20 protein-coding genes are annotated in these 19,371 nt (G+C 52.9%); 7 read left to right on the forward strand and 13 right to left on the reverse strand.

Annotated elements, in window-relative coordinates:
- Positions 1-3 precede the first annotated feature (3 nt).
- Positions 4-516 carry a hypothetical protein gene (locus IVG45_RS16750; protein ID WP_196434936.1) on the reverse strand — a complete coding sequence of 171 codons (513 nt, stop codon included), beginning with the start codon at positions 514-516 and terminating at the stop codon, positions 4-6.
- Between the two features lie 2 nt (positions 517-518).
- Positions 519-2,411: an ATP-binding cassette domain-containing protein gene (locus IVG45_RS16755; RefSeq protein WP_196434937.1), complete on the reverse strand. Its 1,893-nt coding sequence runs from the start codon at positions 2,409-2,411 to the stop codon at positions 519-521.
- A 484-nt stretch (positions 2,412-2,895) separates the two neighbouring features.
- Between IVG45_RS16755 and IVG45_RS16760 the strand changes: the two genes are divergently transcribed.
- The 3 genes from IVG45_RS16760 (at position 2,896) to IVG45_RS16770 (ending at position 4,819) form a co-directional block, all read left to right on the forward strand.
- Positions 2,896-3,897 (forward strand): hypothetical protein, encoded by a 1,002-nt coding sequence (locus IVG45_RS16760; protein ID WP_196434938.1) that lies wholly within the window; start codon positions 2,896-2,898, stop codon positions 3,895-3,897.
- 155 nt (positions 3,898-4,052) lie between these two features.
- Positions 4,053-4,238 (forward strand): hypothetical protein, encoded by a 186-nt coding sequence (locus IVG45_RS16765; RefSeq protein ID WP_196434939.1) that lies wholly within the window; start codon positions 4,053-4,055, stop codon positions 4,236-4,238.
- Between the two features lie 50 nt (positions 4,239-4,288).
- Positions 4,289-4,819: a flavin reductase family protein gene (locus tag IVG45_RS16770; RefSeq protein WP_196434940.1), complete on the forward strand. Its 531-nt coding sequence runs from the start codon at positions 4,289-4,291 to the stop codon at positions 4,817-4,819.
- 138 nt (positions 4,820-4,957) lie between these two features.
- On the opposite strand, the gene IVG45_RS16775 is transcribed toward IVG45_RS16770, so the two are convergent.
- The 4 genes from IVG45_RS16775 to rluD all read right to left on the reverse strand — a co-directional run bounded on the left by IVG45_RS16775 (position 4,958) and on the right by rluD (position 8,760).
- Positions 4,958-6,163, reverse strand: coding sequence for an HD-GYP domain-containing protein (locus IVG45_RS16775; RefSeq protein ID WP_196434941.1), 1,206 nt, complete (start codon positions 6,161-6,163; stop codon positions 4,958-4,960).
- A 113-nt stretch (positions 6,164-6,276) separates the two neighbouring features.
- Positions 6,277-7,101 carry a ZIP family metal transporter gene (locus IVG45_RS16780; protein WP_196434942.1) on the reverse strand — a complete coding sequence of 275 codons (825 nt, stop codon included), beginning with the start codon at positions 7,099-7,101 and terminating at the stop codon, positions 6,277-6,279.
- Positions 7,102-7,103: 2 nt separating this feature from the next.
- Positions 7,104-7,829: a peptidoglycan editing factor PgeF gene (pgeF, locus tag IVG45_RS16785; RefSeq protein ID WP_196434943.1), complete on the reverse strand. Its 726-nt coding sequence runs from the start codon at positions 7,827-7,829 to the stop codon at positions 7,104-7,106.
- Positions 7,810-8,760: a 23S rRNA pseudouridine(1911/1915/1917) synthase RluD gene (rluD, locus tag IVG45_RS16790; protein ID WP_196434944.1), complete on the reverse strand. Its 951-nt coding sequence runs from the start codon at positions 8,758-8,760 to the stop codon at positions 7,810-7,812. The genes pgeF and rluD overlap by 20 nt, the downstream gene beginning before the upstream one ends.
- An 82-nt stretch (positions 8,761-8,842) precedes the next feature.
- On the opposite strand from rluD, the gene IVG45_RS16795 reads away from it, so the two are divergent.
- The 3 genes from IVG45_RS16795 to IVG45_RS16805 all read left to right on the forward strand — a co-directional run bounded on the left by IVG45_RS16795 (position 8,843) and on the right by IVG45_RS16805 (position 11,608).
- The gene (locus IVG45_RS16795) at positions 8,843-9,685 is read left to right on the forward strand and encodes an outer membrane protein assembly factor BamD (protein ID WP_196434945.1); all 843 of its coding nucleotides are present in this window, start codon (positions 8,843-8,845) and stop codon (positions 9,683-9,685) included.
- A gap of 3 nt (positions 9,686-9,688) precedes the next feature.
- Positions 9,689-10,906 (forward strand): hypothetical protein, encoded by a 1,218-nt coding sequence (locus IVG45_RS16800; RefSeq protein WP_196434946.1) that lies wholly within the window; start codon positions 9,689-9,691, stop codon positions 10,904-10,906.
- A 147-nt stretch (positions 10,907-11,053) separates the two neighbouring features.
- The gene (locus IVG45_RS16805) at positions 11,054-11,608 is read left to right on the forward strand and encodes a DUF2058 domain-containing protein (RefSeq protein WP_196434947.1); all 555 of its coding nucleotides are present in this window, start codon (positions 11,054-11,056) and stop codon (positions 11,606-11,608) included.
- 30 nt (positions 11,609-11,638) lie between these two features.
- Here the strand turns inward: IVG45_RS16805 and IVG45_RS16810 are convergent, their stop codons facing one another.
- From IVG45_RS16810 to IVG45_RS16830, 5 genes are read right to left on the reverse strand one after another with little or no spacing between them, the layout of a single operon-like run.
- A complete protein-coding gene (locus IVG45_RS16810) occupies positions 11,639-12,118 on the reverse strand; it encodes a hydrogenase maturation protease (RefSeq protein WP_196434948.1) in 480 nt (159 codons plus the stop codon).
- Between the two features lie 8 nt (positions 12,119-12,126).
- Entirely contained in the window at positions 12,127-13,617 is a 1,491-nt protein-coding gene (locus IVG45_RS16815) for a Ni/Fe hydrogenase subunit alpha (RefSeq protein WP_196434949.1), read from the reverse strand.
- A 12-nt stretch (positions 13,618-13,629) separates the two neighbouring features.
- Entirely contained in the window at positions 13,630-14,166 is a 537-nt protein-coding gene (locus IVG45_RS16820) for an NADP oxidoreductase (RefSeq protein WP_442923330.1), read from the reverse strand.
- On the reverse strand, positions 14,153-14,872 hold the full coding sequence (locus IVG45_RS16825) for a 2Fe-2S iron-sulfur cluster-binding protein (protein WP_196434951.1): 720 nt from the start codon (positions 14,870-14,872) through the stop codon (positions 14,153-14,155). The genes IVG45_RS16820 and IVG45_RS16825 overlap by 14 nt, the downstream gene beginning before the upstream one ends.
- A gap of 2 nt (positions 14,873-14,874) precedes the next feature.
- A complete protein-coding gene (locus IVG45_RS16830; RefSeq protein ID WP_196434952.1) occupies positions 14,875-16,653 on the reverse strand; it encodes an NAD(P)H-dependent oxidoreductase subunit E in 1,779 nt (592 codons plus the stop codon).
- Between the two features lie 37 nt (positions 16,654-16,690).
- Between IVG45_RS16830 and IVG45_RS16835 the strand changes: the two genes are divergently transcribed.
- Positions 16,691-17,146: a DciA family protein gene (locus tag IVG45_RS16835; protein ID WP_196434953.1), complete on the forward strand. Its 456-nt coding sequence runs from the start codon at positions 16,691-16,693 to the stop codon at positions 17,144-17,146.
- Positions 17,147-17,202: 56 nt separating this feature from the next.
- Here IVG45_RS16835 and lpxC read toward each other — a convergent pair whose 3' ends face one another.
- Both lpxC and ftsZ read right to left on the reverse strand, forming a co-directional pair.
- Complete coding sequence (gene lpxC, locus IVG45_RS16840) at positions 17,203-18,129, reverse strand: UDP-3-O-acyl-N-acetylglucosamine deacetylase (protein WP_196434954.1); 927 nt, start codon at positions 18,127-18,129, stop codon at positions 17,203-17,205.
- 83 nt (positions 18,130-18,212) lie between these two features.
- Positions 18,213-19,370 carry a cell division protein FtsZ gene (ftsZ, locus tag IVG45_RS16845; protein WP_196434955.1) on the reverse strand — a complete coding sequence of 386 codons (1,158 nt, stop codon included), beginning with the start codon at positions 19,368-19,370 and terminating at the stop codon, positions 18,213-18,215.
- Position 19,371: the final 1 nt, after the last annotated feature.

Here is a 19,371-nt window from a genome sequence, read left to right on the forward strand (position 1 = left end):
ACCTCATTGTGAAGTGTTGGTGATCTCGGGAAACAGCGCGGCCATTACCTGCGAGGACAACATGATATATAAAAGCGCCAATCCCAAACCGAAAAACAACGACCTATCCAAGGCATGTCTGATGATGTGCCCGCTGACCAGCCAGTGCCACAATACCAGCGCCAGCATGGCAAAATAAGCTAGATCAGTGGCATGAGTATTTAGCGTGGCGATGGCCGGCAAGGCAAAAAAACTGATGACGATGTCGGTACCTATCATCGCGCCCAGTGTTTGCCGAAAGCGGGTGGTTTTGCCGGCGAAATACAGCAACGGCCAGCAGAACAAAACAATCAGGCTAAAATCCACCACGATTTGCAGCAATGCAGTCGCCAAGGCACCGTTCAACAGCAGAATCAAAAAATTGATCGCTACATACATCGGCAACAGCAACTTCAAGATCAGCGGCGACGCCGGCACATCCTGCGGCCCTTTCTTGAAAACGGCAATTTGAAAAAACAATAGTATCAGTTCGTACATGTTTACTCCGCTTGTGACAGATTTTCCTCGGCCGTCATCCAGTCGAGTTCGGCTTGTTCCAGCGCATTATCGGCCTGACTTTTCCGGCTCAACAGTTTTTTCAATTGTTCCTTATTTTCATCGCTATAGATAGCAGGATCGGCCAGTTGCTGCTCCAGTTCCTGCTGTTCCTTATGATATTTTTCTACCGCCGCCTCGGCTTTTTTTACCGCATCCAGCAAGGGCTTCAGGCGCTGGCGCCGATCGGCCTCCTGTTTGCGCTGATCCTTGCGCGAGACATTGGCTTGACTGGACTGATCCACCGCTTCAGGTTCGTTGCCGGCTTTTTTTTGTTCGGCTAGCCATTGTTTGTAATCGTCCAGGTCGCCGTCGAACGGCTGGATCTTGCCATCGGCCACCAGCAATAGTTGGTCGGTCACCGAGCGCAGCAAGTGCCGGTCATGCGAGACCACCACGATGGCGCCTTGATATTCCTGCAAGGCCACGCTCAAGGCATGGCGCATTTCCAGGTCCAGATGGTTGGTCGGTTCGTCCAGCAACAGCAGATTGGGATTTTGATACACCAGTAGCGCCAGTACCAGCCGGGCTTTTTCGCCGCCGGAAAACGGTCCGACCGGGTCGTTGACCTTGTCGCCGCGAAAATCGAAGCCGCCCAGAAAATTGCGTAAATCCCGCTCCAGCGCCTGCTTGTCGAGTTGCTGTAGATGCCACAGCGGGCTCTCGTCCAGCCGCAACAGTTCCAGCTGATGCTGGGCAAAATAACCGATATTCAAGTCCTGCGCGGTTTGCAACTTGCCGCTCAAGGCCGGCATTTGCCCGGCCAACACCTTGATCAAACTGGACTTGCCGGCGCCGTTCGGTCCCAGCAGACCGATGCGGTCGCCGGGCGAAATCGACAAAGAAGCGTTTTTGATCACCACCTTGTTCGGGTAGCCGATCTCGGCATGCTCGATTTTCAGCAAGGGGTTGGGCATTTTCTTCGGCGGCGGAAAGCTGAAATTGAACGGCGAATCGACATGAGCCTGGGCGATCAGCTCCATCCGCTCCAGCGCCTTGATCCGGCTTTGCGCCTGTCGAGCCTTGGTGGCCTGAGCCTTGAAGCGGTCGACGAAACTCTGGATATGAGCAATCTCGCGCTGCTGCTTCTCAAAAGCCGTTTGTTGTTGGGCCAGCTTTTCGGCGCGCATGCGTTCGAAGTCGGAATAATTGCCGGTGTAAATCTCGGCCTTGCCCTGTTCGATATGGACGATGTGGTCGGTGATGGTGTCCAGAAAATCCCGGTCGTGCGAGATCAGCAGCAAGGTACCGGGATATTTGCATAACCAATCCTGCAAATAAATCACCGCGTCCAAGTCCAAATGGTTGGTCGGTTCGTCCAAAAGCAGCACGTCCGAACGGCACATCAGCGCCTGAGCCAGATTCAGACGCATCCTCCAACCGCCGGAAAACGAACTGACCGGCTGGCTTTCTTGCGTGGTGCTGAAGCCCAAGCCGTTCAGCAAGCGCGAAGCCCTCGCTTGAGCGGTATAGCCGCCGACATGCTCCAGCGAAGCATGCAGTTCGGCCAGCTTCAGGCCATCGTGGGCTTGCTCGGCTTCGTGCAATTGCCGTTGCAAGCCGCGCAACTCGCGGTCGCCGTCCAACACATAATCGATAGCCGAGCATTCCAGGGCCGGCGTTTCTTGCGCCACATGCGCCACTTCCAGATTCGGCGGCATGGAAAATTCGCCTTCGTCGGCATGCAGTTCGCCGCGCAGCATCGCAAACAGACTGGATTTGCCGGCGCCATTGGCCCCGGTCAGACCGATCTTCTGGCCTTTATGTATCGTGAATGAAGCCTCGCTAAACAGTAAACGGTTGCCGCGACGGATGGCGATATTTTTGAAATTGAGCATGTTGGTTAGGGAACGATCTTAAGTGAGTGGCCAAGGCAAAAGGCCGGGCGATGAGGGGATTTTATCGCGGGATGCTTTTGCGGGTGCGATGATTTTCCAAAAGGGGCGATGCCGAGAGTATCTGTAACCGGTATCTCGCCGCTACAGCAGGTTCTATCTTCATGTGCATCACGCGGCGTACATAGTCCTGCAAGGTTGGTGGCTTGGTGCTTGACATGGCATGGCTACCTGATAAAGTGCGCTGGCACTCAATATACAGGCGCATTTGGCCTGATTTAGTGGCTGATAGCAAGTTATCGAGGGGAATATGCGCGGCTTTCCGAATATCAAGGCAAATGTGCCTGAAAACACCGATAATATCAGGTTATATGGGCGGATTTGTCTGCTAATCAATAGCTATGCTGCGAGACCGCATGCCAATTAGTCGTGGATTTGGCTCGCAAAACACATTAACTTTTTGCTAGGCGCTTATACAGGGTGTCATATGGATTTAAGAAAACTTTACTGGCTTTCACTACAGCACACTGCTGAATTAATAAAAAAAAACAGACCTTTATACAATAGGTTTAATTCTATTTATTGTTTTTTTCAGCAAAAAAGAAATCATGGCATTTATGCAATAAACATAAACTCTACAAATGGTTTTTTTGCACAGCTCAATTGGTGTATATACATTTTTGATTATTGTGATCATCTTGGTCTTCGTCCATTTATTCATTTATCCAGCCCTTTTTATACTGTTAAAGCCGGCGACAATTGGCTGGATTATTTTTTCACACAAAATCAGGCAACCAAGATAGATAAAGATATCCTGGACAACAAAGCAATCATATTCAGTGAAATTTCAGAAATAAATCAACTATGGAATGCAAGCAAAATTTCAGAAAAAATGTCACTGAATCACGCAAATTATTTACTTAACAAGTATTTAACAATAAGCAATGACATTCAACAATATGTTAATTTATTCGTTCAAGAAAATTTTAGTCTGAATGGGACTCTAGGCATTCATTTTCGAGGAACAGATAAGACTTCTGAAGCATCACGGGTTAAATGGGAATATGTAAAACAATGCATATCTAATTATCTTGAGAAACATAACCAAGTCGATACAATTTTTGTTGCCAGCGATGAAATAGCTTTTATTGAATGGATCAAAGCAGAATTTAACTATAGACTCCGAGTGGTTTCACACAATGATCAAGAAATCAGCCGTGACGGAAAACCTATTCATGCCAATCCGAATAAAGGCTGTAATTATACCAAGGGAAAAGAAGCGTTAATTAATTGCTTGTTATTATCAAAATGTGACGCATTAGTTAGAACTGCATCGTTTCTTTCAGGCTGGGCTAGTATATTTAATCCAACCATGCCCGTGATTATGCTAAATAAGCCTTACACTCAAACAACTTGGTTCCCCGATAAAGTGATTCTCCAGAATTCTCTGAGCAGTTATTTACCTCACGAAACATCGAAGTCATCATAACAGTCGCGTGGACTGAATGCACCTTTCAATCAGACTATTAGGATATCACCCAAAACTACTTCACTGAATTGATAAGGCGAATTGAGGATAATGCAGCGTTTTTAACCAGCCCGCGTAGGGCGCAATAACCAAAGGGCATTGCGCCGAATGGTCGAATGCCAACATACGGCGCAATATGGCTATCGCCTATTACGCCCTACGCGGCTATCGGTGGTGGCGCCGTAGGCTATTATGCCTGTGGCGGCGGTGTCTGGGGCCGGTATGTCCTCGGAGTGATGGAGCGCAGTCCCGAAGCCGTTGCGTTTTTTAAACCTTGGTTTCCATGGCCGATTGACCGGTAAACAAGCGTATTCGGTGTATTGTTAACGGCATAACTCAATCCATTTCCAGCATGAACGATTTCCCTTTATCGCAAGTTTATCAATTGCTGGAACCGGGGCCGGTGGTGCTGTTGACCACCGCCGACCGGGGGCGAGCCAATGTGATGACGCTGTCCTGGCATATGGTGGTGGAGTTCGAGCCGCCATTGCTGGCTTGCGTGGTCAGCAGCGACGATTTCAGTTTTGCTGCGTTGCGGGCCACCGGCGAATGCGTGATAGCCATTCCTGCGCTGGAGTTGGCCGCCAAAACGGTTGAAATCGGCAATGTGTCGGGCAGCAAGCTAGACAAATTTCAGACATTCGGCCTGACGCCGGTACCGGCCGAACAAGTCGCGGCGCCTTTAATCGCCGAATGTATCGCCAATCTGGAATGCCGGGTGGTCGATAGTCGGCTGGTCGACACCTACAATCTGTTTGTGATGGAAGTGGTGCAAGCCTGGCACGATCCCGAGCAAGCGGCCGCAAAGACTTTTCATCACCAAGGGTACGGACGTTTCGTGGTCGATGGAGATACCTTGGAGCTGGCCTCCAAAATGCGCTAATTTGCCGGATGAGGGCAGGTTAGCGGAAGTTGGATTTAAGAGAAAATCGCCGAAGTAGCCGACGCGAACAGTTGACTTCGACTCCGCTCAGTCAACGGCAAATTGCTTGGATTGGGTACATTTATTGCCATAAATCGCCTAGAGATAAGCATACGGCTCGATGCGCCAACGGGATGGGATTTCGAAACAGACGATGCGCTGATGGCAGCTGGGTTTGGACAAATCGTAATCTCTGGGCCGGATGAAACTGCGTAGACGGCTGTTGAAAATAGCCTTGACTTTGGGATGCAGCAAATCCTCATGGTGTTGTTCGACCACCACGGCCAGATCGTCGTTTTCAAGCTTGACCAGAGCGCCGACCGGATAAATGCCGACGGTACGGATGAAGCTATGCACCAGCGGCATATCGAAATGTTGTCCGCAGCATTCCAACAACTGTTTCAACACGGCGGTGGGTTCCGCTCCGGCGTGATAAACCCGTTGGGAGGTTAATGCGTCGTAGACATCGACAATCGCGGCCATTTGGCCGAAACGGCTGATTTCATCACCCTTCAAGCCCAGCGGATAACCGCTGCCATCGTAATGTTCGTGATGTTCGGCGGCGATATTGATGGAAATCGGCGATATGCCGGGAGTGTTTTCCAATACCAGCCGGCCTTCGGCGACATGTTGCTGCATCAGCGCAAATTCGCGCTCGGAGAGCTTGCCGGGTTTGTTCAATATATAGCGTGGGATTTTCATCTTGCCGATGTCGTGCAGCAGACCGCCGATGCCGGCCAGCTCGATTTCGGTGCGGCCTATATCCAATGCTCGACAAAAGCTGATCAACAGTGTGCCGACCGCTACCGAATGTTGATAGGTGTATTTGTCGGCTTGTTTGATTCTGAGCAGGCTGACGAGGGCGTCGGGATTGCGGAAAATGGATTCGGTGATCGAGGTGACGAGGGGCTGGGTTTTTTCCAGTTCAACCTGTTTGCCCAATCGGCAATCCTGCAAGATGTCATGCACCATGATGTTGGCTTCCTTGACGACATGCTTGGCCTGGCGAATTTCTTCCTGGACCGAAACCAGGGGCGTTGTGCGTTTCAGGGTTCTGCCAAGATCTTGCAGCGTGTCTTCCAAGGTTCGATCGACGGTTCTGAAAGGCGTAGGATTCGGTAGATCCTGACCCAATTCGGTATCGATATAGACGTAGCGCGCTCCCAGTTCCCTGACTCTTTCCAGATCGCGCGGCGATTGCACCAGGAAACGATTACGCAAGAAAGGATGTTCGACCCAATCGCGATTCAGGTCGTGGATATACATACCCAGGCGGAGATCGGAAACATCGACTTTTTTGATCATTCGCGATTTACCTTCCTTTTTATTGCCTAAGCCGGCATCGGTACTTAAGCTCTTTGGTATTTATACCAGCAGTTGCCGGATACCGCAGGCTAAATCGGCGATATGGCCAGGCTTTAACCCTCGAAGCGATGCGCGATACTCTGCATCAGCAAAATCAACAGCACGCCGGCCAGAATAAAGCCTATCTGTTGCAGCGAGGTTTTGATGTCGGTCTTGTGGTGGAGAGACGGAATCAAATCGGCGACGGCGATGTAGATAAAGCTGGAGGCGGCCAGCGTCAGGAAATAGGGCAAGATGTGGTGCAGATCGCCTAGGCTGAAATAAGCCAGCACGCCGCCGATGACGGTGGATAGGCTGGCCAGCACGTTATAGAACAAGGCTTTGCCTCGGGTGTAGCCGCTATGCAGCAATATCGCAAAATCGCCGACTTCCTGCGGAATTTCGTGGGCGGCCACGGCCAGGCTGGTCACCATGCCCAGCTGCGGGTCGGTCAAAAAGGCCGCGCCGATCAATACGCCATCGACAAAGTTGTGGATGCTGTCGCCCAAAATGATGAACATGCCTGCAACCCGGCGGCCATGGTCGTTATGCGGGTTGTGATCGTGATGATCCTCGTGCGAGTCCTCGCCGTGTGCTTCGCAGGCATGGGAATGGCAATGGCGCCAAACCAGTAGCTTTTCCAGCATAAAAAACAGCAGGATGCCGATCAAGATGGTTGCCGACAGTATCGACATGTCTTCGACCGGCACTTCCTCGAACGCATGCGGAATCAGGCCGCAAAATGCACCGGTCAATAGCGCGCCGACTGCAAAACTGATGCCGTGTGGCAGCACGTTTTGCCGTTGTTTTTCGGGCAACAGCAAAAACACGCCCGCCGCCATCACGCTGAGGATGCCGCCGATAGCCGTGAAGATGACGATCAATAACAAAATACTCAAGATTAATCTCTCCAGATCAGGCTGGCCATGCGCCCGGTAGTCGCGCCGTCGCGGCGGTAGGAATAAAAACGTTGCGCATCGCTGACGGTGCAATAAGCGCCGCCATGAATTTGTTCGACGCCCAATTCGGCTAATTGCAGTCTGGCCAGATGATAAATATCCGCCAGCCATTTGCCTGGGCCGGTGGCTTTAAAGGCCTCGGCGGCCTTGGCGTTATCGGCCACAAAGGCCTCGCGCACGTCCTCGCCGACTTCAAAATGTTCCGGTCCAATCGCCGGTCCCAGCCAGACCGAAACCTTTTGGCAACTCATCGCCGATAACGTCCGCTCGATCACGCCGGCCTGCAAGCCACGCCAGCCGGCATGGGCGGCGGCAATCACACCGCCATGGTCGCCGCAGAACAAAACCGGCAGACAATCGGCCGTCAACACCGCGCACACGGTGCCGGGTTGGTCGGTAAAGCTGGCATCAGCCTGCTCCAAACCTTGGGCCTGATCGGCCTTGATTACGCGCGTCCCATGTACTTGTTGCAACCAAACCGGTTCGGCGGGAAGTTGCAGCATGTCGCGAATGATTTTGCGGTTAGTTTCGACATGATCAGGGTCGTCATCGACATGGGCGGCCGGATTCAGGCTGGCATAAGCGCCGCTGCTGGCACCGCCGCCACGCAAGGTGGTAGCGGCATGCACTCCCTCGGGCAGCGGCCAATCAGGCTTGATCCAGTTCATTTTCCGCCAGCAATGTGATCAGGTTTTGCATATCCTCGGGCATCGGTTGTTCCCATTCCAGGTATTCGCCGGTTTCCGGATGATCCAGACCCAATTTGGTCGCATGCAGGGCTTGGCGCTTGAAATTACGCAGCGCCTCGGCCAGGGCCGGGTTGCAATCGGCCGGCATCTGAAAACGGCCACCATACACCTGATCGCCGACCAAGGGGTAATTGATATGCGCCATGTGTACCCGAATTTGATGGGTACGGCCGGTTTCCAGCTTGACTCGGATCAGGGTATGGCGTTTGAAACGTTGCTCCAGCCGGTAATGCGTTACCGCTTCCTTGCCGTCGCGGCGTACCGCGTTGCGTTTGCGGTCCACCGGATGGCGGCCGATTGGCTGGTCGACGGTACCGCCGGCGGTCATCCAGCCCTTCACCAAGGCCAGATATTCGCGGTGTATCGTGCGTTCCTGCAATTGTTCGATCAGGCTGTTGTGCGCTTGCAAGGTTTTAGCCACCATCAGCAGGCCGCTGGTGTCCTTGTCGATCCGGTGCACGATGCCGGCGCGCGGCAGAGTATCCAGGCTAGGGGCGTGATTCAGCAGCGCGTTGACCAGCGTACCGGTCCAGTTACCGACCGCCGGGTGCACCACCAGTCCGGCCGGTTTGTTGACGATCAGCAGCGACTCGTCTTCGTAAACGATGTCCAGCGGAATGTCTTCCGCGTCATATTCGATGACCTGCTCGGCTTCGGCGTCCAGCTCGATTTCCTCCCCGCCGTCCAGCTTATCGCGGCCCTTCATCGCTTCGCCATCGACCAGTACCCTCCCGGCTTTTACCCAGGTTTGCAGCTTGCTGCGGGAATAGTCGGGGAACATCTCCGCCAGACACTGGTCCAGGCGCATGCCGGCCAGTTCATCGGGAACCCTTGCGGTTAATATCGTCATAGTCGTTTTTAAGTTATACTCGCGATTTGGGCATTGCCTCTAACCGCAAAAACCCGCAATATTACAACGTGTTGTCTTTTCTATGCGATTACTTTTAGTAAAAACTGTTTTTATCGCCAGTTTGGCCTGGACTTTGCCGGGCTGTGAAACCTTGAGTGCCTTGGGCGGCAAGGATAATTCGGCCAAGGAAGACGAATACGTCGGCTGGGACGATGCCAAGTTTCACCAGCAGGCCAAGGAAGCGCTGGACAACAAAAATTACCAAAAAGCCATCACGCTTTATGAAGCGTTGGAAGCCCGCTATCCGTTCGGCGATTATGCCGCTCAGGCGCAATTGAACGTGGCCTATGCCTATTATAAAAATGACGATCCGGAAGCGGCTCTGGCGGCGGCCGATCGATTTATCAAGGTGCATCCGCGAAACCCCAACGTCGACTACGCCTATTATTTAAAAGGTTTGATCAACTATAACCGTGGTATCGGTTTTTTAGACCGTTTCCTGCCGACCGATTCCTCGCAACGCGATCCCGGCAATGCCAAGGACGCCTACGACAATTTTCAGGAGTTGATCCAACGCTTTCCGCAGAGTAAATATGTGCCCGATGCTCGTTTGAGAATGGTGGCCTTGCGCAATAACATGGCGATGTATGAAGTGCATGTAGCTGATTTTTACATGCGCCGCAAAGCTTATGTGGCGGCGATTAACCGAGCGAATCACATCATCAAGGACTTTCAACGGACTCCGGCGGTGCCGCATGCCTTGCAAATCATGCAGGAGGGCTATCGCAAGCTGGGCATGGAGGATTTGGCGGCCGATGCCGAACGCGTATTCAATCTGAACTACCCCAACGGTATTCCGGTGGCCGATTACAAGGAAAAAACCATGATGGAAGAAACCTGGGACGCGATAGGCATGGATAAATAAGGCTTGAACCGACTGCAAGCGTTAGCGGTCGCGGGGTTGCTGCTGTTCAGCCTTTCGACGCTGGCGGAATCAAACCCCGAGCCGCTGTTTCAAAACCGCTTCTTCACCTTGTCGCAAAATGCCGAATTGTTGTGCGCCACCAGCGAACAGCAGTTCACCCCCAGCGAACAACTGGCGGAGATCATTCGGTTTTATGAAAAAGATCATCCGAACCTGCGCCAGCAGGCGGTTGCGGTTCTAACCGAGCATACCAACCCCGAGCATCTGGAAGATCTGGCCGATTTTCGTGATGACTGTAGGGACAGTGCCTCGGTGGATTTATGCGTATTGGAAAAATACTGGGACGACAAGGATGCGGCCTGGCGGGCGCTGGCGCTGTTTTACGACAGTAAGACCGTGATCAAGCACAGCGAGGATTATCGCTACCAAGTAAAGCGTTTCGATGCGGATCATCTGCGCATCTTCGAAAAAGCCATCCGCAAGATTCCGGCGTTTTTACGCGAAAGTATCAGCAAGGCCAAGCCAACCGACAAGCTGGAACAGGAAATCGCCGACAAGCCGACGGTCATGCAGGAGTTGATCCGCGACGCTTTTCCGGAGGATTACAAAATCAGCATCTGGCAGGATTACACCCATCCGCTAACGCTGGTGCCGGGTGTCGGTTTTCGCTCGCAGACCGTGGCCCAGGTGTTCAGCGGCCAGAATTTGATCGTATTTACCGTTAAGGAATTCGACAAGGCCAAGGAAGAATCGACTTATCGCGACATCGAGGTGCAATATTTGGTGGATTTTCGCCTGCCCATCGTCGTGCATGAAATCGCCCATACCATCGATAATTTCCATTTCTGGAACGGCGAGGACGATCTGTATTTTTTCTATAAATACCACAAGATTTCCAACGACGAACAGATCATGAAAATCATCGCCGAGGCCAAGTTGGCCTTGTGGCCATCTAAATGGTTCGAAGCCTTCGAATTTCTTGCCGAAGTCAATGAGGGCCGTTACGACGGCAATACCCAGGAAAAGCTGGCCGAGCTGGTCGCGCAATACATTTTGATTCCGGAACGTCTGCGGCAAAGCGCGCCGGCGGCTTATCAATGGCTGCGCAACGAGGTGTTTCGGGGTATCGAATACCAAGGCTACGATCGCTGTCCGACTCCGATTACCCGGCCGCTGACCTGGTGGCAAAAGCATGCCAGCGGTAAACTGTTGGGACATTAAAGCCTATGTTATGCTTGCTTAAACAATGAATTTCTAGGCTGTGTCATGGCTTTTACATTGGAACAAGGCAAGCATTACACCTCTCGCGATTATCTGACCTGGCCTACAGGATGTTGACGCCTTATTTAATCAACGACGACTGAAAACATGAAAAAACCGCAAACCATATCGCTACAGGAACAGCTGTTGAAATCCGGCCTAGCCAGCGATGCCAAGGCCAAACAAGTCAAGGCCGAAAAACGCAAGCAGACCAAGCTGCAGCGCAATACCGGCGTGGAAATGGTCGATGACATCAAACTCAGCGCGGAACAGGCGCGCCAGCAGCAAATCGAGCGGGATCGGGAATTGAACCGGCTACGCAAACTGGCCGACGAACAAAAAGCCCTTGCCGCGCAGATCAGGCAAATCACCCAATTGAACCGTATAGCGCAGGATGTCAACGGCATCGCCTATCATTTCAATCACGACAACAAGGTCAAACAGGTCTATGTGGCGGACAGCGTGCGTGAAGCCCTGATCAATGGCCGCGCCGGCATCGTCAGGCTGGAACAGGGCTATGAAGTGGTGCCGGCTGAAATCGCGCGCAAAATCCAGGCGAGGAACGCCGACAGCGTGGTGGTGCTCAACCAGCCGACACAGGATGTTGCCGAAGCCGACGATCCGTATGCCGCCTATCAGATTCCGGACGATTTGATGTGGTGATGCGGTATTAAAGCAGTGTTAACCGGCATATTATGGAGCAGTCTGTGTCTGAAGTATTTCACCGAGCGGGCGGGCCAACAGGTTTTCTGCAAACCGGCAAGCCTGGCGCAGATTTTCGGCAGTAGCTTGGCAGACAGCTTCGCCCAGCTCGAAAGATTCGGCTTTGATACTTAACAAGAAGCTGGGCGGAGTGGGCTGGCCGGTCACGGTTTCAAACACTTGCAGCAATGCCGCCGGACTCATCGCATGGCTGGTATAGCTGTTGTCGCGGCAGGGCTTGAGTTTGCTAAATACAAAAGCATCGTTGCCCGTTACCGAAGCGTCCACAAACACCACCAGGTCGCGATCCTGTAAATCCAGCGCATGTTCGATTTGTAATTGAAAGTCGGTCAGCAATTCAACTTGCGTCAGATCGGCCCGCTGTTCCAGGTATTCCAACAATAGTGGGCCGACGGCGTCGTCGCCACGGCTGAGATTGCCGTAGCCAAATACCAGAATAGGCTTTTTCATTCGGCCTGTCAGCGTTCGAAGCTGCCGTCGCCGTGACGAACTAGACGGTCGACCATGGCTCCCTGGGCATCGACCAACTCCAGTTGCAGCGGCATCTTGCCGACCGCGTGGGTAGCGCAGGACAGACACGGGTCGTAGGCTCGGATCGCAACTTCCAGATTATTCAACAAGGGTTCGGTCAACTCTCGGCCGGACAGGTACTCCGCGGCAACCTGCCGCACCGATTCGTTCATGCCCATGTTGTTGCTGGTGGTCGATACGATCAGGTTGGCCTTGGTAACGATGTCGTTTTCGTCGACCTGATAATGATGAAACAGCGTACCTCGCGGCGCTTCGATCACGCCAATGCCCTCGTAGCGTTTTTCGCCCTTGGCCACCAGATCGTTACTCATCACATCAGGATCGTGCAGCAGAGTTTTGATGCTTTCCGCGCAATGCAGCAGTTCGATCAACCGTGCCCAATGGAAGGCCAAGGTACTATGCACCATGGCTTCGCCGCCGTGTTGCTTGAATTCGACTCGCGCGGCTTCCGCCAGTGGCGTATCGATGAAGTCGCAGTTATTGACCCGTGCCAACGGCCCGACCCGGTACCAGCCCATTTCTTTACCCAACGAAGTCAGATAAGGGAATTTCATGTAGCTCCAGGAGCGTACTTCTTCGTGTATCAGATCGTTGTAATGGCAATAATCGAAATGGTCGACCAGGGTTTCGCCACGGTCGTTTTTAGCCCTGATGCCGCCATGGTAGAGTTCCAGCGCGCCGTTAGGTTTGATCAAGCCCAGATAATTGCTACGGATGGTGGCGAACTCGTCGTAAAACGGCAGATTGGTGGTGTGGACTTTTTTGATCAGTGCCACCGAAGCGTCGGCCCAGGCGATAATTTGATCGATGTCCTGCAATAGGTAATCGCGTTCTTCCTTGCTCAGGGCCTTATTCATGCCGCCGGCAATCGCGCCGGTACCGTGCACCCGCTTGCCGGACACCATGCGGATCACTTCCTGGCCGTATTTACGCAGCTTGACGCCTTGCAGGCCGATATCGGGATAATCGGCTAACACGGCAATCACATTGCGTTTGCCGATGTCGCTCTCGAAGCCGAACAGTAAATCCGGGCTGGACAGGTGGAAAAAGTGTAAGGCATGCGATTGCAATACTTGACCGAAATGCAGCAGGCGGCGCAGTTTGTCGGCGGCCGGCGGCAGATCGGCTGGATCGATGCCAACCAGCTGATCGATGGCCTTGGCGGCGGCCAGGTGATGGCTGACCGGACAAATACCGCACAGCCGTTGTACAAGAACCGGCAATTCCCAATACGGGCGGCCCTGGATGAATTTTTCAAAGCCGCGGAATTCGACGATATGCAGCCGTGCCTGTTGAACCTTGTTATTTTCGTCGAGCAACAGCGTGACTTTGCCATGGCCTTCGACGCGGGAAACGGGGTCGACCACGACCCGTTTCAACTGGGCAGGGTTTTGGGCGGTTTCGAGATGTTCGTACATAAGGGTTCCTTATTAGTCGTAATGGACTAATTCATAAGGTAAAGCCGGTTCGCGGCCTTCCAGTAAGTCGGTCAGGAAAGTCCAGAACACGTCCGCCGACGGTGGGCAGCCCGGTAGGAAATAGTCGATCTTGACGATTTCGTGGATCGGATGGACTTTATCCAGCAGCAAAGGTAATTCAGGGTCGTTGGGAATTTGGGCGTTTTCGACGCCTATGCCGTCGCGATAGGCTTCCAACAGACAGGCTTCCAACGAAATAGGATTACGTAGCGCGGGCAGTCCGCCGTTGATGGCGCAGGCACCGACCGCTACCAGGATTTTGCAGTTTTTACGAAACTCTCGCAGGACATGCACGTTTTCGGAATTACAGACGCCACCTTCGATCAGGCCAATGTCGCAAGGGCCGCAATGTTCGATGTCGGTGATCGGCGAGCGGTCGAATTCGGCGACTTCGGCCAGAGTCACCAGCCGTTCATCCAGATCGAGGAATGACATGTGGCAGCCAAAGCAACCGGCCAGCGAGGTGGTGGCAACTTTAATCTTGGCCATGAGCATTCTCCTGGGCTAATGCCACTTCGCTGATGTGTTTGTGGTCGTAAATGCGTTGTCCGATCGGCACCTGATAACCGGTACGCTTGATCAGAATTGCGCCGGTCGGGCAAATATGAACGGCACAGTCGTTAACGTCAACGTCGCTGTCCTTCAATTGCCCGCTAGGGGAATTGATGATCAGGCGTTTGTTGATGCCGCGTCCGGCAATGGCGAATACGTTCTTGCCGTCCTTCTCCTTGCTGGCGCGCACGCACAGGTTGCAGAAAATGCAGCGGTTGTGGTCAATCAAGATGTCCGGATGCGAGGCATCCATTTCCCGTTGAGGGTAAAAATGCGGGTAATGGTTGTCGAGCATATTCAGATGATAGGCCACCCCTTGCAACTGGCAGTTGCCGGATTTTTCGCAGGATGGGCAGAGATGGTTGCCTTCCACGAACAGCATCTGGGTGATGCGGCGCCGGTCTTGTTCCAATTCCTCGTTGTTGCTGATCACGCTTTGGCCGTTCACGGCCGGAAAGGTGCAGGCCGAACAATTGCGGCCGTTGACTTTTACGGTGCATAGTTTGCAGCTGCCGTGCGGCGTGTAGCCGGGCTTGTGGCATAGATGCGGAATGTAGACGCCCGCCGCGGTAGCGGCTTCGATAATGGTTTGGCCGTCCTCGAATGGAATGGTTTGGCCGTCGAGATTGATGGTGCCTGTCATGATTAATCCTCCACTTGCGACAAATGCGCGGCGGCATCGTCGCGATGCGCCATGCGGCGGGCGACTTCCAGCGCCCCGTCCAGATCAAAACCGGGTTCGTAGCTGATGTCCTTCAACTGCCTCTCGTACAAATCCGGATAGCGTTGCAAGGTCGATAAGATCGGGTTGGCGGCGGTTTGTCCCAGGCCGCAATGGCTGTTGTTTTTTACCAATTGGCACAAGCTTTCCAGCTCGACCACATCGCCGGCCGAACCGTGGCCATCGACGATTTTATCCAGCTGTTTTTTCAATAGCGAAGTGCCGACACGGCAAGGCGTGCAAAAGCCGCAGCTTTCATGGGCGAAGAAGTGGATGAAGTTCTGCGTGATCTCGAAAATATTACGGCTGTTGTTAAACACGATGAACGAACCGCCGGTGGCCAAATCTTCGAATGCCAGCTGGCGGTCGAATTCGCGGTTGGAAATAAAGGTGCCGGAAGGGCCGCCGATTTGCACGCCCAGCACGTCTTCTGCGCCACAATCGTGCAAGATCTGGCGGATGCTGATACCGAACGGATACTCATAAATACCGGGTTCGGCGCAATCGCCGCAAATGCTCAAGATTTTGCTGCCCGCCGATTTCTCGGTGCCGAATCCGGAGAACCAGGCACCGCCATGCACAGCAATTTTACCGGCCGCCAGGAAGGTTTCGACGTTGTTGACCACGGTCGGTTTATTCAAATAGCCGCTGGTCACCGGATAGGGTGGCCGATTGCGCGGTATGCCCGGTTTGCCTTCGAGGGATTCGATCAGCGCCGATTCCTCTCCGCAGATATAGGCGCCCGCGCCTAGGCAAATTTCGATATCGAAATCCAGGCCCAGTTCCAGAATGTTGTTGCCAAGCAAGCCTTCAGAGCGGCGTTGTTGCAAAATGGCTTGTAATTTTGAATACAGGTGTTGATATTCGCCGCGTAGGTATAAAAAGCCTTGTTTGGCGCCGATGATTGCCGCTGCCAGAGTCATGCCTTCGAAAACTTGGTCGGCGTAACTGTTTAGCAGTACCCGATCCTTGAAGGTACCTGGTTCGCCTTCGTCGGCGTTACAGACCACGTAATGGACGTCGGATTTTTCGTCGGCGCAGAAACGCCATTTCATTGCGGTTTTAAATCCGGCACCGCCGCGTCCGCGCAGGCCGGAACGATCAATTTCATCCAGTGTGGCGGCAATTCCACGGTTATATGCGGCTTTGATTGCCGCGCCTTTATCTGTAGGTAGGTTCAGTAGCAATCCGGCCTTATGGATATTGTCGCTGACCTCGAATAAATGGGCCGGCCATTCGCCCAACGGCTTTTGCTGGTCGATCAGCGCGGCGATTTCGTCGATTTTGGGTCTGTCCAGCCGGGTTAAAGCCAGGCCGTTGACCAAACCGGCCGGCCCTTGATCGCACATGCCGGTACAGGACGTATTGTTCAGGCTAACCAGGCCATCGCCGCGCACTTCGCCGACTTTCACTTTCAACACACTGGATAGATAACTGAGTAGATTTTCCTTGTCGAGCATGCGGTCGGTAATCGAATCGCTGATCAGAATGTCGTAGCTGCCTTGTGGTGTTAGGTGTAGAAAACTGTAGAATTCCACCACCGAGATGATCTGCGTGCGGGGAATGTGTAGGGCCTCGGCCAATAGGGTTATGGCTTCGGCCGGAATATGCCGATATTGCGCTTGAACTTCCCTGAGTATGGTTAACAGCCTAACCGGTTGGTAGTCTGCTTGTGCGAGAACTGTCTCTAAAAACGTTTTCATCGTATTGTTACCGGTCATTTAAGTTGCTTGGAAGGTTATGAATCACTCAAAAAAACCTGTGTTTAAATCAGCCTTGGATTTCGATGGCGGGCCGCTGGCGCTGTGTCTGGAAAAAATCGCCGAGCAAAAGGTGTTGTTGCGCGTCGTGCAAGCCGCCATGCCGGCGCCGATAGCCGAACATGCCTTGCATTGCCTGCTAAACGGCTCGCGCTTGCTGATTTATACCGACTCGGCTGCCTGGGCCTCGCAAATTCGTTTTTTCCGTGAGTCAATACTAAACAAAATGCAACAGTCTGGACAGCGAAAAATTACCAATATCCAGGTAAAAATTTTGCTGACATCAAGGGAGATGCAATCCGACAGGACCGCGAACTTACCCTCGACCGAAACTGTACAGGCAATTCTGAGACAGGTTGATCAGAAAAGCAATGATGTTTTGGATTTGGCTCTGTCCCGATTAGCCAAGACACTGCGGAAACGATTGGAAGATTGAAGCCTCTGTTCGCTGGAACAGCCGGCTTCAAGGTCGATGAGGAAAGGATTGGGCGATTAGCGGGCGGCGGGGATAGGCGTTTGCGCCGAACGCATAAAGGAGATGGGTGCTTCGTCCGCATTGTCGAAAGTGACCATTTCCCAGGCGTCCTTGTCTTCAAGCAATGTCAGCAGCAGTTTGTTATTCAGTGCGTGACCGGATTTGAAGCCTTTGTACTCGCCAATCAGGCTGTGTCCCAATAAATACAGATCGCCTATCGCGTCGAGGATTTTATGTTTTACAAATTCATCGGCATAACGCAAGCCATCTTCGTTCAATACTCTATCGTCATCCACGACAATGGCGTTGTCCAGGCTGCCGCCTAGGGCCAGATTGTTTTCGCGCAAAAATTCGATGTCGCGCATAAAGCCAAAAGTCCGGGCGCGGCTGACTTCCTTGACGAAAGTGGTGGATGAGAAATCCATCACGGCGGTTTTCAGATGCTCGGAAAAAGCCGGGTGTTCAAAATCGATGGTAAAAGTGACTTTAAAGCCGTCAAACGGTTCGAACGCCGCCCATTTATCGCCCTCTTCCACTCGGATCGGTTTTTTGATACGGATGTATTGCTTGGGCGAATCCTGTTCGACCACGCCGGCCGATTGCAGCAAAAATACAAAAGGTCCGGCACTGCCGTCCATGATCGGTACTTCGGGGGCGCTGACATCGACGATGGCATTGTCGATACCCAGGCCAGCCATGGCCGACAACAGATGCTCGACCGTTGAGACCTTGATGTTGTCGCGTACCAATGTCGTGGATAATTTGGTTTCGCCCACGTTTTCGGGGCGGGCTTCTATCATGACAGGTATTTCCAGATCGGTGCGGCGAAAACGTATACCGGTATCCGCCTCGGCGGGGTGCAGGGTCAGATAGACCTTATCCCCGGTGTGTAAGCCAACGCCAGTGGCTCGTATCGTGTTTTTGAGTGTGCGTTGTTTGATCATGAAATGCCGACAAAATAATTAAAACAAAGCGGGGGAGTCTATCATAAATTAGCCGATAGCTCCCCTTGGACTCGCAATGGTTTTTAATCCGCCTGACGTCGTAGGAAGGCCGGTACATCCAGATATTCCAGATCTCCATCGGTTCTGGGTTGCGCGCCGAAACGGGTCTCGCGGGTAGACTCCGATCTTTGTTGGCGTATCACGGTGGGTTTTTCCAGTTGGTCGTAATTGACTTCGCCGGCCGCGACTTTTTGTACCAGTTTGATCGGGGCGCTGGCCTTGACCTTTTCACCCATGCCGGTGGCGACCACGGTGACTTTGACTTCGTTGCCCATGGATGGGTTGACCGCCATACCAATTTTGATGTCGGCATCTTCGGAAGCGAAAGCATGCATGATGCTGCCGATTTCGTCGAATTCGTTCAAGCCCAAGTCGCCGTTGGAGGTGACGTTGACCAGAATGCCGCGCGCGCCATGCAGATTGATGTCTTCCAACAACGGGCAGGCAATGGCTTTTTCCGCCGCCAGACGGGCGCGATTTTCGCCATTGGCAACACCGGTGCCCATGATCGCGCTGCCCATGTTGGTCATTACGGTTCTGACGTCGGCAAAGTCGACGTTCATCAAACCTGGATGGGTAATCAGTTCGGTGATGCCTTGCACCGCATCCAGCAACACGTCATTGGCGACCCGGAACGAGTCGACCAGAGAACGGTTATTGCCCAAGGTCGGCAATAATTTTTGGTTGGGGATGATGATCAGAGAATCGACCAGTTTTTCCAGCTCGCGTAGACCGGTTTCGGCTACCGCTTTTTTCTTGGTGCCTTCGAAGTCGAACGGTTTTGACACCACGGCCACGGTCAGTATGCCGAGTTCCTTTGCCACTTCGCCAAATATCGCGATGGCGCCGGTACCGGTACCGCCGCCCATGCCGGCGGTTAAAAACACCATGTCTGCGCCTTCAAGCACTTCCCTGATGCGTTCACGGTTTTCTTCCGCGGCCGCGCGGCCGACTTCGGGACGAGTGCCGGCACCCAGACCCTTAGTCAGTTCGACACCCAATTGTACGATGGTGTCGACGTTCATTTGCCGTAAAGCTTGCGCATCGGTATTCGCGCAAATAAATTGGACGCCGTCGATGCCGGCGTTAACCATATGATTAACGGCATTACCGCCGCCGCCGCCCACGCCTATAACTTTGATAACGGCATTGCCACTGTTATCCATTAATTCATATTTCATT

Source organism: Methylomonas sp. LL1 (assembly GCF_015711015.1).
Lineage (GTDB): Bacteria > Pseudomonadota > Gammaproteobacteria > Methylococcales > Methylomonadaceae > Methylomonas.

Coding starts and splice junctions, on each gene's coding strand:
- IVG45_RS16830 (WP_196434952.1), bottom strand. CDS start 16,653: ATGAAAACGTTTTTAGAGACAGTTCTCGCACAAGCAGACTACCAACCG.
- IVG45_RS16755 (WP_196434937.1), bottom strand. CDS start 2,411: ATGCTCAATTTCAAAAATATCGCCATCCGTCGCGGCAACCGTTTACTG.
- IVG45_RS16815 (WP_196434949.1), bottom strand. CDS start 13,617: ATGTACGAACATCTCGAAACCGCCCAAAACCCTGCCCAGTTGAAACGG.
- ftsZ (WP_196434955.1), bottom strand. CDS start 19,370: ATGAAATATGAATTAATGGATAACAGTGGCAATGCCGTTATCAAAGTT.
- lpxC (WP_196434954.1), bottom strand. CDS start 18,129: ATGATCAAACAACGCACACTCAAAAACACGATACGAGCCACTGGCGTT.
- IVG45_RS16775 (WP_196434941.1), bottom strand. CDS start 6,163: ATGATCAAAAAAGTCGATGTTTCCGATCTCCGCCTGGGTATGTATATC.
- IVG45_RS16825 (WP_196434951.1), bottom strand. CDS start 14,872: ATGACAGGCACCATCAATCTCGACGGCCAAACCATTCCATTCGAGGAC.
- IVG45_RS16835 (WP_196434953.1), top strand. CDS start 16,691: ATGAATCACTCAAAAAAACCTGTGTTTAAATCAGCCTTGGATTTCGAT.
- IVG45_RS16795 (WP_196434945.1), top strand. CDS start 8,843: ATGCGATTACTTTTAGTAAAAACTGTTTTTATCGCCAGTTTGGCCTGG.
- rluD (WP_196434944.1), bottom strand. CDS start 8,760: ATGACGATATTAACCGCAAGGGTTCCCGATGAACTGGCCGGCATGCGC.
- IVG45_RS16760 (WP_196434938.1), top strand. CDS start 2,896: ATGGATTTAAGAAAACTTTACTGGCTTTCACTACAGCACACTGCTGAA.
- IVG45_RS16820 (WP_442923330.1), bottom strand. CDS start 14,166: ATGGCCAAGATTAAAGTTGCCACCACCTCGCTGGCCGGTTGCTTTGGC.
- IVG45_RS16750 (WP_196434936.1), bottom strand. CDS start 516: ATGTACGAACTGATACTATTGTTTTTTCAAATTGCCGTTTTCAAGAAA.
- IVG45_RS16765 (WP_196434939.1), top strand. CDS start 4,053: ATGCCAACATACGGCGCAATATGGCTATCGCCTATTACGCCCTACGCG.
- IVG45_RS16805 (WP_196434947.1), top strand. CDS start 11,054: ATGAAAAAACCGCAAACCATATCGCTACAGGAACAGCTGTTGAAATCC.
- pgeF (WP_196434943.1), bottom strand. CDS start 7,829: ATGAACTGGATCAAGCCTGATTGGCCGCTGCCCGAGGGAGTGCATGCC.
- IVG45_RS16810 (WP_196434948.1), bottom strand. CDS start 12,118: ATGAAAAAGCCTATTCTGGTATTTGGCTACGGCAATCTCAGCCGTGGC.
- IVG45_RS16770 (WP_196434940.1), top strand. CDS start 4,289: ATGAACGATTTCCCTTTATCGCAAGTTTATCAATTGCTGGAACCGGGG.